The organism is Chloroflexota bacterium (genome assembly GCA_016887485.1).
Lineage (GTDB): Bacteria > Chloroflexota > Anaerolineae > Anaerolineales > Anaerolineaceae > Brevifilum.
Genome location: CP069394.1, coordinates 1,253,684 through 1,266,619, shown reverse-complemented (window position 1 = coordinate 1,266,619; position 12,936 = coordinate 1,253,684). Strand labels below are relative to the sequence as shown.

Sequence of the window (12,936 nt, the reverse complement as noted above, 5' to 3'; positions counted from 1 at the left end):
AATAAACAAACATCTTATGGCTCTATTCAAATTACTTCAATATTTAGAATAATCCAATTATACAACCGATAATAAATCTCATTGGAGTCGGGCAGCCTAAAAAATGTCCATAAAATACCTGTAGATCATCCTGTTTTTATGTTTTGTAACGATTTTTTAACGGAAACAAATTAGGAACATGTTATTAATATATTATGAAGTAAATGGCGTAATCCCAGGTGGTTGTGGATTGTCCAAATTAGAAATGAGTTTTGGAGAATAGAAAATTGACAGAAACTGCCGAGTTGTTTTCAGGAGTAGAAACGGATCGGTTGGCTCACAGGTTGGGATTTCAGCAAGAAGGCATGCGCCATGAATATTTCAAACTCAATAACATTTTCTTTGAGCATATTTTTTAGATTGCTTCAATCAAACTGGCAAGAAGGAAGTCGTATATAAGTCAAAGATACTGGGACGATAACGCATTATTTTCTGGGGTTGCCCTATGGTGGAATTTAAATTTTGTGACAAAGTGAATTGAAAAAATATTTTGAAGAACCGTTGATTTACTGAGGAATAATGGTCTTGGGAGCAGAAGTGATGAACAAAAGAAAAGTTATTTCATGGAAAAGATTAACATTTACGCTAGTTGCGGTCCTAGTTGTATTGGCAATTGGTTTATATGCCTTATCAGTTGTGTTTGTTAAAGGGGCGTTTGAGCATCGAGTGGAAAAATTTGCTAATACTCCGGAAGAGCTTGGATTAAGCGCTGAGACCGTTGAATTGACAAGTCGCGATGGGATTGAATTAGAGGGTTGGTGGATACCGCAAGAGGAAATGAAGGGAATAATCATCTTATTACATGGGATGGATGGTATGGATGCTTCTATTCTGCTGCCGCAGGCTATTTTTCTAAATGATGCCGGGTATTCGGTTTTTGTTCTGGATATGCGGGCGCACGGACGGAGTGGCGGAGAAAGGATCGGCCTGGCCTTTGAAGAGCCCCAAGACGTTGAAGCAGTATTGGATTGGATCCTTTCCGATCCAACCCTGGCTGATGAACCTGTCATTTTATTAGGACTGTCAATGGGTGGCGCTACGGCCATCCGTACTGCCGCGTATCGCCCAGATGTGGATGCGGTTATCAGTGTGAGTGCTTTTTCTTCTATTGATAAAATGGTGGGTGGCGGGATGCGCATGATGGGCTTTCCTGAGGTTGGCATAAAAATCTTTGAGCCTTTTATGAAAGTCGGTATTATGACGGTGTATGGGGTTTGGCCGGTAAACGAATCTCCATTGGCGGATTTACCAAAAATTGAAAATCGCCCAGTATTTGTTATGCATGGAACTTTGGACAGCCAAATTCCTGTAGAAAACGCATATTGGTTACAAGAAGTGGCTGGCGATAACGTGACCTTTTCCTTTATTGAAGGTGCTGATCACCTTATCTTTGCGGAGGATGGCATGGGAAATTCATTGGAAGATCAAATTTATCGAGAACAGATATTAGGCTTCCTTGAAGAAGTAGAATTACCATAACCGATTGTGGATACTAATGGCAGCATGTCCCAAAGACAAAAGCGGAGGACCATTAATGGATATTGAGATAAAAAAGTTAATCCCTGACCTTGCAGCAGAATATGTACAATTTTTTACTGCTACACCACATGATAATTATGTAGATGAACATAAATGCTATTGTGTATGTTGGTGCAACGATGATTGTCAGGGTAAAGATTTTTCAACAGCGGAGAAAAGAAGTCAATGGGCCCTACAATATATTAGGGATAATAATATTCAAGGATATCTTGCTTATAGTGATGATGCCATCGTGGGATGGTGTAATGCCAATACGAAATCAGATTGCTTGAAATGTGCAGGTTGGCGAAGATTGATGAGTCATGTGCCTTTGGAGGAGCCTGGCAGGGGTATAAAGGTGAAGTCCATATTCTGCTTCATGATTGCGCCGGAGATGAAACGCCAGGGCATTGCTACGCTTCTATTGGAGCGTGTGTGTAAGGATGCAGAAGATGATGGCTTTGACTTTGTGGAGGCTTATCCATACAAAGAAGCCAGCTATCAATCTTCGGATTTCGGTGGTTATTTTGAGATGTACGAGAAAAGGGGATTCACTGTGTCAGCAGAAACTGAACATGGGCTTATCATGAGAAAACAACTCAAACGAGTTAATAAATAAAACACAGGTTGACAAATTTCACTACCTTCTGTGTTTTATCTCTCTTCTAAATTATCTAGTTGGGCATGTAAGAATCAAACAGGAGCTGTCTAAATAGGCAGCCCCTGTTTTTGGATTAAAGGTGTTTATTAGGCTTGATCCTCAATGGTTGTCAATTGATGATGTCCCTGTTCAATTTTCATAACTGCTGGGATTAAGAATCCCGTGATGCCCATCAGAACACAAAGTAAACCACCGATAAAAAACCATGTTTGAATTCCAAACTTATCTGATGTAGCGCCTGCTATCATCAATCCAATGGGTGACATTGCTCCGCAAACACTGGTCAAGAGAGAAATTACCCGGGCCTGCATTTCTGGATTGACGGTGGTCTGGATCACTGCAAATAATGGGCCATTTGTGATTGGATGCATAAAACCTACAAGCAGAGTGCCGAAAACTGCGATATAAATCAATGATGATGGCGCAAAAGCAAGTATCAACGCACCAACCCCCATGCCAATTACACCCATCATCGAAGTGATGATTTTCTTCTTAAACCCACCCCATGTGCTCAGAAGAAACCCTCCCAAAAGCATCCCAATACCCATCGCTGATTCTAGCCAGCTGAGGTGGATGGCATTACCTCTGAAATATTCCTTGACCATCAAAGGTAAAAGTGAAAAAGCGGGGATTATTGTGAAATTTAAGATTACCGACATTAAACCAACTATCAATAATCCCTGGAAACCTAATAAATAACGAAGACCAGTCTTGAAATCTTGCCAAATTGTTGTTTGTGTTCTAGATTTGATTTCTCCGCTTTCAATGGATTCAGGTTGAGGTATTGAAATGAAACATAAAGGGAGAATTGCAATTATTGCGGTGATCACATCAATTGCAAGGATGTTTTGTAGTGACATTGCTGAAATAAGCAACGCACCCATCGGGGCGGAGATGATATTCATGCCGCCAGTCATCATTTGATTGATTCCCTGGATGCGCGTCAAGCTCTCCACTGGAACCATAAGTGAAGTTGAAGTACTCATCGCAAATCCATGGAAGCAACCAGCCACGGATCGAATAAACAGTACACCGTATATATGCCAGATTGTCGCTAAATCTATTGCGAACAACACCGCCAGAGTGATTGTGGCGAGCGCTATTACACTATCCGCAATGATCATAATCCAGCGGCGGTTCAAGCGATCTACCATAGTGCCGATGAATGGGCCGAGGATCACACTAGGTAAAATGCCAATCAATTGAGCTGTTGCCAACACTGTTGCTGAACTGGTTTGTATGGTTAGATACCAGATAAGTGCAAATTGCACCAATTGACTACCTAAAATTGATAATGCTTGACCTCCCCAGATCGTAAAAAATTTTGTTTTCCATTTTTTTCCATCATTAATTGAGAATTGCTTTGCCATATTTGTTTCCTTAAATTTAAAGAGAATGTTTTCTTATATATATTAGAGAGCTGCGCAATTTATCTCGCCTATCAAAAGATATATTGCGGGGATAGTTTAATTTGTCATCTGGGGGAGTAACATAGATAAAGAAGAATGAGAAAAAGGTAAAGGGCTGATCTCTGGGTCCGAGTGGTTAAGCCTTTGATTGTCGAAACAGTAGATAACCTGATTATGTGGGAAGTTATAAAAGCGAAAATCGAAAAGTGGGAATTTTTATGTTTTTTAGTTTGACCGAATTTCCCAGGAAACTATTACCTGGAGTTTTCACTTTCCGATTTTGTTGAAAATATCTGTGAGAAAGACTAACTCTATCCATATCCTTTGATAGTAGACGAGAGGCTATTAGGGAGGATATGCTTTGAATTATGGGAGCAGCCCTGAAAATACCCAAAGGATGTACAAGCTCTAGTGCTTTTGTACTTAGAAACGGTCATTCATTTTATTCAAGAGATGTCTAATGATGACTTTACCATCATAAAGAGCTCTATGAAAACCACTCAACCCGTCTATAAGAAAGGGTTTGTGCTGACCTTGGTCTAGTACAGCGGAGCACGACATGAGAGTGGGCCAGAGAAATGAGAAATGGCATCGGAGGTAAAGAGTAACCTGGTTACTGGCTGAAAAATAAATAAATAATGGTTCCAGACTCTTTTGTGTGGTTGACAACTCTATGGACAATATACTTATTTCAGTATTTCGCAATTGTGGATACTCACTTTTTGAAAATAATTATTCAACCGTTCTTGGTTATCCGCTGGGCCCCCAAATTGTGAAATTCATTACCATATAAAACGATAGGTATAATCAGATGCCCTAGGTGAGGGGCATAGCATAATTGGCTGTTCTTAAAGGTTTTCACTTCAATGTGATACTAAATTTGGAATATCTACACTAATACTAAAAAGTGATTGAAATCACTAGAATTAGTTTTTTAATAAATTAATATAACAATGAATAGGTGGAAAATTTCATGAATAGACAAAAAATCGAGAAAGTTCTGATATTCTTTGGATTATTGGCCATTTTCTTTTACGCCACACATACAGTACTTGGAAACATCTTGTGGAATGAATACAATCCAATAACCACAGATATCAGTGCTTTAACTGCTGTAGGCGCGCCTAATGCTGGATTGCTTAACGTTTTTACGGCTATTTATGGCTTTTGTAGTATATTTTTTGTAGCGGGTATGTTAATAAGAGCATTTAGAAAATATAACAAGTTGATAAAATCCGGTTACCTCGTGCTAATGTTTATGGAGGTAGTATCACTGGTAGGGTACAAATTGTTTCCACTGACAAGCGACAAGACAGTTATGACATTTCAAAACAAGATGCACATAGTAGTTACTGTGATTGTTGTTATTTCTACAATAGTATTTTCCTTCTTGGTTGCTACTGGCTATAAAAAAGAGGAAACGACAAAAAAGTTTGGTAAATACCTTTTTGTGATGGCTGTATTGGTTACCATTTTTGGGTTGTTCAACCCAATAGCAATGGGTATGGGGTTAGATGTGATGGGATTTACGGAACGACTCGTTGTGTACACAATACAGTTTCTGCTATTTTCAATAGCAATATTTGAGTCCTTTACTAAATAAAATACCTAAATTTTGCATTGCAATCCATAAATTCCAATAACAGCAGATCTATCCAACAATCTCTCTGGAGGAACCGTTGACACTTATTAATGTGGAAAAATATTTACAAAAATTCTACAGATTTCCTCCTTCTCGTCGATTTCTATCACGAACGCGGTCACTAATGATAAGCGATAGAATTGAATTGAGGAAATATTAATCGGCTTGAGTATGCCGTTTGCCATTACATCTTAATCCTGAGGAGATGAGAATAGCTGCATCTTTGAATCTTGGACCAATTCTGAAATACTGTCAGAACACCGCCAATTTCATGGCGAATAAGGCATAAAATAATTGTTGCCAGGATTGGAGTACACCATGATCCTGCGGCGATTCAAGCTGTTTACTAGAGAGCTAATCAATAGGTTGAAGATCAAGGTGGGTAAAGATCAATCAGTTGATCTGTCGCTAGTTTCTTTGCAAAATTGTTTTGAATAGTCAGATATCCGATAAGAACAAATTACATTAATTGGCTTTCGTAAATAGAAAATCCAATTCTTTCTAGGTTATGCAGAAGCAGACTATAGAAGATTTACTATAGCTTTATGAAAATTTTTAACACACATCATTTTGAATATAAAAATTATTTCTTGATCATTCGGAACTTTCGAGTAATTAATTTCACTAAACCAAAATTTAAAAACTTGGACATTTTTATCGAAAGGTTAAGGTAGTGACTCGGAAAAGAGGAGAAGACAAGAAATTTATTTACTAGTTTGCCGGACTTGGGTTGGATTTCACATGATTTAAAACCAGAGCGAAGTTCGAATTTAATCAACTTAAAAAAAGGAATTGATCCATAAACAGCAAATATTTTTGTTGGTATGCTTTTTGGGGAAGTACTCAGTCATCGACTCACATAATTAACCTCTTATCATTTTTGGTAGGATCTACCATTTCTAGAAATAACAAACCCTATCCCTATCTTTTGATAGTCGACGACAAGCCCTCCCGAAGGATATGATGGGGAAAGTGGTAGAGGCCCATGATAATGCTAAGGGAATGCTGCTCGTAAAATTAATTAAAAAACTATTATAAGGATTAAAAAGAAAGATGATTAAGAGACAGATTTATTTCGTTGCATTACTTATTTTCCTACCGATGCTATCAATCGGGTGTTCTAAACAATTGCAGATTTTTATTTCCTCACCGGAAGAAATAGCTACTCGCTATATCCAAGAGAATCGCGAAGATGGTTTTACGGTCACAATAGACTCTGTGAAATCTATTCAAACCATCGAACATAATGATGCAGCGCTGATCTTGGTTCAATATGATGGCGAACGCCAGGGAGTTGGTCAAGAGAAATGCGAAGTGGTGCTTGAGGTCAAACATAATTCAATTGCAGGCTGGAAAATTAATAACGGTGCTGGACTCTGCCATGAAATTAACAACTCAGAGAATCCTGCGCCCATAACCGTGGTCAGCAGCTGGGGCTATTCATCACTATTTGGGGATCGGTACTCCACCGTCTTTGGCTATGTGTGCGATCCACAGATTGTTAAGGTCGCTGTCATGTGGGATGATGGCCAGGAGCAGGCGGTTGAGGTGTATATGAGCACTTATTTCATTGTGCGCAATGGCGAATCTCACATGACGACGATTACAGCCTATGACGCCCAGGGAGAAATTGTATTCACTGAAGATCTCGTGCTGGAATTACCGGAAGGAAACTAGATTACGCCCCTCTACAGAAATTTTCCTATCTATAAGGTACCAATGGCTATGGTTAGATGGTACGAATTACATTTCATAAATTTGTTGGATAGATAAAAGGCAATTAAAGAATGAATATAAAAAATGAAGCAAGTTTACACAAATCAAAAAAAGGAAAAAGAATGATACTTAAAATTTTTGGAATAATGGCTGCTGGGGTTGCTGTTTTCTTATTTATTGGAGCAATTCTTCACTCCACATATTTCAGAACAAAAAAAGAAGATATTCAGCCCTATGGCCAATTAGTCAATGTGGAAGATGGAAAGATGCATGTTTATTCTATGGGGTCAGGCGAACAGACAATTGTTTTTCTACCGGGATTAGGTTTATCACTTCCGTCTGCCGACTCTTCTCCCCTCATGCGAAAACTCAGTACCAAGTATACGGTGGTTTGTATAGAGTATTTTGGAATGGGTTTTAGTACCGAGACTTCAAAACCCCGAACCACTGAAAACTACGTTGAAGAAATTAGGGAAGCCCTAAAACAAGCCGGTTTTGAGCCGCCGTATGTATTAATGCCACATTCAATATCTGGTGTTTATAGTGAGTATTATGCATCAAAATACCCGGATGAAGTGAAAGCAATTATTTCTCTGGATAGTACGTCAACTGCACATTATGCAGAAATGCCAGCTTTTGTGAAATCGATACTTCCCGTTGCAAAAATCCAGCAGGTATTAGGAATCCCTTCAATTCTCGGGCCATTAATAATTAACAAACAGGATCTGCTTGCTAATGGATATACAGAAAAAGAAATTCAAGACTCGCTTATCTTTGCGGGTTTCACAATGAATGCTACTACTTTTGAGCAAATTGCAAATTCAGCAGAGTTTATTAAAGAAACCATGGAAATGCCTTTTCCTGAAAATATACCATATCTGAAGTTGATCTCTAGACAGACATTTGAGACATCCAATCCGCAACTTAGGCAGATGAATATGACCCCACAAGAATACCAATATGATCATCTCGCGCGGATTGGTGAACAAGCAGAATACAAAATTATTAATGGTAACCACTTTATATACATTCAAAATGCAGACCTTATTGTCGAACTTACTAATGCATTTTTGCTTGCAAATAGTACAAATGAATAGTCAAAACTGTTAACCGGCTACTGGAAAAGAAATTTATAAAAAGTGGATCATAATGCTGTAAATGACCAGGCTTAAAATCTTAATGATTTAAGCCGAAGAAACGATAAATTAAAGGTCAGGAAATAACCATAATTGAATCGTAACGAATTTCTAATAAAAAAATAATGAAAGCTGTGACTTGTTATGTGGAAAACTTTTACTGGCATTGGAATAAGTTTGGTTGTCATTTTTGGCGTGTTGCTGGCTTTAAGTCCAGGGAAACTTGAACAATACGTTGATGATTCTGGGAATCCACTTCCAAATAGCCTTTCAGAAAAGGTCTTTGTTACGATCAATGGTGTCAGGCAAGGGATGTTTATCCAAAGTATGGATACATCCAATCCTGTATTGTTATACCTTCATGGCGGTATGCCGGATTATTTCCTGACCAATAAATACCCTACGGGATTAGAAGACCTTTTCACTGTCGTCTGGTGGGAACAACGCGGGTCTGGCATATCGTATAGTCCTGATATCCCCCGTGAGACAATGACAATGGATCAACTTGTCGCAGATACCCTTTCCGTGACAAATTACTTGCGAGAGCGCTTCGGTCAAGAAAAGATCTACATCATGGGTCATTCGGGTGGAACATTTATCGGGATTCAGGCAGCAGCAGAAGCACCCGAACTATACCATGCCTATTTGGGGGAGGCACAGATGTCATACCAGCTAGCGTCAGAAAAACTGGCTTATGATTACATGCTTGAACAATTTATTGAAAATGGGAACGCTCAAATGGTGGAAAAACTTGAAGTAAATCCAGTTTCAATGACAGGCGGTACACCAGCTGGGTACATTAAAATTCGGGATCAAGCTATGCATTCGCTTGGGATAGGTACGATGCATGAAATGGATTCTGTTATAACAGGTATATTTTTGCCTTCCCTTTTTATTCCGGAATACACCCTGATGGAGAAGATAAATTTGTGGCGAGGCAAGTCTCAAGCGGGTGTGAGTGTTGTTTGGGATCAAATGTTAATCACTGATTTGTCCTCGTTAGTGCCTGAATTGGCCATACCTGTTTACTTCTTTCATGGGATTTATGACTATACATGTTCTTATTCATTGGCGAAGGATTATTTTGAAAAACTTCAGGCTCCGGTGAAGGGATTCTATACTTTTGAGTATTCTGCACACAGTCCTATGTTCGAAGAACCATCATTGTTTCAACGAATTATGGCTGAGGATGTTTTGGAAGGTGTGATTTACCATGCTGACGATAAATAATAACCATAAAGAATAATTACTGATGAAGAATGCGCTAGAAAATTTAGAGAAAAAAGAAAACGATATTTTTGGATTTGTTTGATTTTTCTTTGTTGTTTATTGCTAGCACTTATAACAACGGTTTATGGATAAATAACGAGGGTAGTCAACTCGCGGATTTGGTTAGTTTGCTCAATTTTCTCATGGTGCTAGGGGTTGAGGAGACAGTCTTAACGATTTTTGCCTTGGAACTAGCCCATGTGGTAAAGAAGCAGTTGTAATTGTGCGCTGAGCTTGCGTTCGTGAAACAAAGTAATAATTTTGAAAGGTGGTCCTTCAATGCTCAAAAGAAAGAAATATTCTGGTGTTACTCTTATCTTAAGTCTCCTTTTGGTATCAATCCTTAGTCCGTGGAGTCCTCGGCAGGTACATGCGGTTGGAGAATTCGTAGATATCGACAATTATTTAGCCTCTGCTATGCAGCGTTACAATATACCTGGTATGGCTGTGGCGATTACACAGGGCGACAATATATCTTTCAGTAAAGGTTATGGCACTGCTGGATCTGGACGGAATGTGACGCCAGACACACCATTTTACATCGGTTCACAAAGCAAATCTTTCACGGCTCTGGCGATTATGCAGTTGGTGGAGCAAGGTAAACTTGATTTGGATACACCGGTTCAGACTTACCTGCCATGGTTCAGAGTAGCTGATTCTCAGGCTTCACAACAGATAACAATACGTCATTTGCTGCAACATACCAGTGGGCTGTCCGAATCAAGTTATGTTTCAACTCTGCCGCCGGAAGCAACGCTTGAAATGCTGGTTCGTGATTTGTCTCGAGCAGAACTTTCCACTCCTGTAGGGACTAAAATGCAATATTTCAATCCGGGTTACAGCACCTTGGGGCTAATAGTCGAAACTGTATCAGGGAAATCTTATGGCGACTATCTACGTGATAATATCTTTACCCCATTAAAGATGACGAGTACCTTTACCGATCCAATTTCTGCGAAAGCAGCAGGTCTCGCGCAGGGCTTTTCACAAGTTTTTATGTTAGCTATACCCCTTGATCAACCTTTTATTCATTACGATTTACCTGCAGGTTACATCATATCATCCGCCAATGATATGGCTCGGTACTTGATGGCTTTAGTGAATGGCGGTGAGTTGGAGAGTGTCCGCGTTCTCAACCCTGAAAACGTCGAAATGATTTTCACCCCTAACACAGCCATACAGAGCACATATGGCTTTGGTTGGTTTATTTCGGAGGTTGCGGGGGAAACAAAAATTTTCCATGGCGGGGATACGGAACGATTCCACACAAGTGTATTGATATTGCCTGAAAGTAATAAATGTTTTGTCATGCTGATTAATGGGAATCACTTGCTCAAAGATTTTAACGAATACGACTCGATGTTTAAGGGATTGTCAGCAATCCTAACTGATAACCCTATTCCAAAGGCGAGTTTGTCTTCTGTTTTGATCGGGTGGGGATTATTCCTACTATGGATACTCGTCCTGGTACTAGCAATACGCAAATTTGTGTTGCTTCCAAAAAGTTGGGCTAAGATGAGGGCATTGGATACACGGCACCGCTGGATGAGTATTCTTTCACATATCTTGTCGATTTCAATTACCCTCTTAGTCGTGGTTGTCATTGCTCCCGCCTTTCTAAATCGTGGATTTAGTTGGAGATGGTTCGTAGGATTTCTGCCAGATATTGCTATCATCGTTGGAACGCTTGTATTGGACGATTTATTACAATTATTAATGAAAATTTGGATAATGGCAAAGCTTAAAATGACGAGACTCACTAATTAATAAACTAACACAATCACTGCCTCATTAGTAAATTTTTAATTCGTTGGAGGAGAAAAAATTATAATAAATGACTTGTTTCGAGATTTAGGAGACGGTTTGGATATATGCCATTCAAACCCGGATAATGTTAGACGATTAGTCACTTATGGTGTCCGAATGTAGATTTCTAGATCAGGTTCACCCCTAATGTAGGAGGTTGTCATGCCTTTCATCAAGCAGGGAGACAATAGAAAGTTAGCGGTGGCCATAGGCTTTTGGTCAGCCCTATTGGTCGCAGTTCTGAATATCTGGTTTTATATAGCTTATGGTCTCTATCAATCTATCCAGTTATCACCCTGGCGTGGCTTGACAGATTATGTATCCTCATATCAACCCTTACCGTTGCTTGCTTGGGTCATTCCTTGTTTCTTATTAGCCCCAATTTTCCTGATCATGATCAGCTGCTTGCATATATGGACAGGAGCAGAGAAAATTATGTGGAGTTTTTTAGCAGTTGTATTCGCTGTTATCTACACAACTCTCATGAGTGTAAACTACTATATTCAGATGACAGTTGTTCAGTATAACCTGAGCAATGGAAAACCGGATGGCCTATCCCTGTGGTTGTATGCGTATCCTTACCCGCGCTCTTTTCCGGGTGCCTTCGAAGGTGTTGCGTATGGCTTTATGTGTGTATCCTTTCTATTTGCAGCTCAGATATTTACAAAAGAAAAACTTCGGCGATGGGTCCATTGGATGTTTGTAGGAACGGGTATTACCGGATTGGTCGTCTTTATCGATCCTCTCTTCCGTCTACCCATTGCTTTTCTAATGGTGGATGGAATCGCTGGTAGTATTTTCCTAACCCTTGCTCCGATTCTTCTAGCCGTTATGTTCCGACGCGACATTTACCAATTCCGAAAAGTGGTCAGCCAAACTGAAATTGAGTTGGATCAATCGAGTTTTGGAAGAGGGTAGATTCATATAATGGATACCATTGGGAAATATCAAAAGGTGCCGTTTTCCAAAATCCGGGAATTGGTCATTGATGTTGTTGAGCAAGGGTTATTAAAACATCATGTAAAGGTGTTACTAGAACTGGACGTCACCCTAGCGCGAGAGTATTTGCGCGTCTATAAAGAAAAACAGGGTGTGAGCCTTTCCTTTACTGGTTGGATGGCGAAGTGCATTGCCCAGGCAGTCAGCGAGAACCCACAAGTTCACGCTCTCAGACACGGTCATACCTCAATGATCCTGTTTAAGGATGTGGATATCCTAATCACTGTGCAAAAGACCATCAACGGGGAAGAAATCCCGCTTCCTTTTGTTGTGCGAAAAGCAAACGAGAAATCTGTTGAACAGATTAACAGCGAAATCCGTTCTGCCCAGTCACAGTCCGTGGCAAAAGGGGCTATCATGCTAGGATCCAACCCCTGGTTTGCTAGGTCATATCTCTGGATACCAAAATTCCTCCGCAGCGCACTTGGCCGTCTGATTACCCATGATCCATTCTATATCAAGAAAAAAACAGGAACAGTTGGGATCAGCGCGGTTGGTATGATGGGAAACTTTAACGGGTGGGTGATCCCTATCAGCCCCCAACCGCTCTATTTTTCTTTAGGTGGGATTGTACGGAAACCAGGTGTGATTGACGAAAAGATTTTGATCCGGGAATACCTATATTTGTCTTTTGTGTTTGACCATGATGTCGTGGATGGTGCTCCCATCACTCATTTTGCTACTTGCCTGACCTCATTGGTGGAATCAGGGTATGGTTTATTTACATCCACTTAGCGCTTT

General features: G+C 39.8%; 10 protein-coding genes. 9 read left to right on the top strand and 1 reads right to left on the bottom strand.

The window, feature by feature from the left end:
- The first annotated feature begins 564 nt into the window (after positions 1-564).
- A complete protein-coding gene (locus JR338_05700; GenBank protein QRN84232.1) occupies positions 565-1,518 on the top strand; it encodes an alpha/beta fold hydrolase in 954 nt (317 codons plus the stop codon).
- 55 nt (positions 1,519-1,573) lie between these two features.
- A complete protein-coding gene (locus JR338_05695) occupies positions 1,574-2,176 on the top strand; it encodes a GNAT family N-acetyltransferase (GenBank protein ID QRN84369.1) in 603 nt (200 codons plus the stop codon).
- A gap of 128 nt (positions 2,177-2,304) precedes the next feature.
- On the opposite strand, the gene JR338_05690 is transcribed toward JR338_05695, so the two are convergent.
- The gene (locus JR338_05690; GenBank protein ID QRN84231.1) at positions 2,305-3,588 is read right to left on the bottom strand and encodes an MFS transporter; all 1,284 of its coding nucleotides are present in this window, start codon (positions 3,586-3,588) and stop codon (positions 2,305-2,307) included.
- A gap of 1,042 nt (positions 3,589-4,630) precedes the next feature.
- Between JR338_05690 and JR338_05685 the strand changes: the two genes are divergently transcribed.
- The 7 genes from JR338_05685 (at position 4,631) to JR338_05655 (ending at position 12,930) form a co-directional block, all read left to right on the top strand.
- Complete coding sequence (locus tag JR338_05685; protein QRN84368.1) at positions 4,631-5,230, top strand: DUF998 domain-containing protein; 600 nt, start codon at positions 4,631-4,633, stop codon at positions 5,228-5,230.
- A 1,092-nt stretch (positions 5,231-6,322) separates the two neighbouring features.
- On the top strand, positions 6,323-6,946 hold the full coding sequence (locus tag JR338_05680) for a hypothetical protein (GenBank protein QRN84230.1): 624 nt from the start codon (positions 6,323-6,325) through the stop codon (positions 6,944-6,946).
- A gap of 110 nt (positions 6,947-7,056) precedes the next feature.
- Positions 7,057-8,082 carry an alpha/beta hydrolase gene (locus JR338_05675; GenBank protein QRN84229.1) on the top strand — a complete coding sequence of 342 codons (1,026 nt, stop codon included), beginning with the start codon at positions 7,057-7,059 and terminating at the stop codon, positions 8,080-8,082.
- A 183-nt stretch (positions 8,083-8,265) separates the two neighbouring features.
- Positions 8,266-9,351, top strand: a complete 1,086-nt coding sequence (locus JR338_05670) for an alpha/beta hydrolase (GenBank protein ID QRN84228.1) — start codon at positions 8,266-8,268, stop codon at positions 9,349-9,351.
- Between the two features lie 318 nt (positions 9,352-9,669).
- Positions 9,670-11,157 carry a beta-lactamase family protein gene (locus tag JR338_05665; GenBank protein QRN84227.1) on the top strand — a complete coding sequence of 496 codons (1,488 nt, stop codon included), beginning with the start codon at positions 9,670-9,672 and terminating at the stop codon, positions 11,155-11,157.
- Positions 11,158-11,358: 201 nt separating this feature from the next.
- Complete coding sequence (locus tag JR338_05660; protein QRN84226.1) at positions 11,359-12,114, top strand: hypothetical protein; 756 nt, start codon at positions 11,359-11,361, stop codon at positions 12,112-12,114.
- Between the two features lie 9 nt (positions 12,115-12,123).
- Complete coding sequence (locus JR338_05655) at positions 12,124-12,930, top strand: 2-oxo acid dehydrogenase subunit E2 (protein ID QRN84225.1); 807 nt, start codon at positions 12,124-12,126, stop codon at positions 12,928-12,930.
- Positions 12,931-12,936 lie beyond the last annotated feature (6 nt).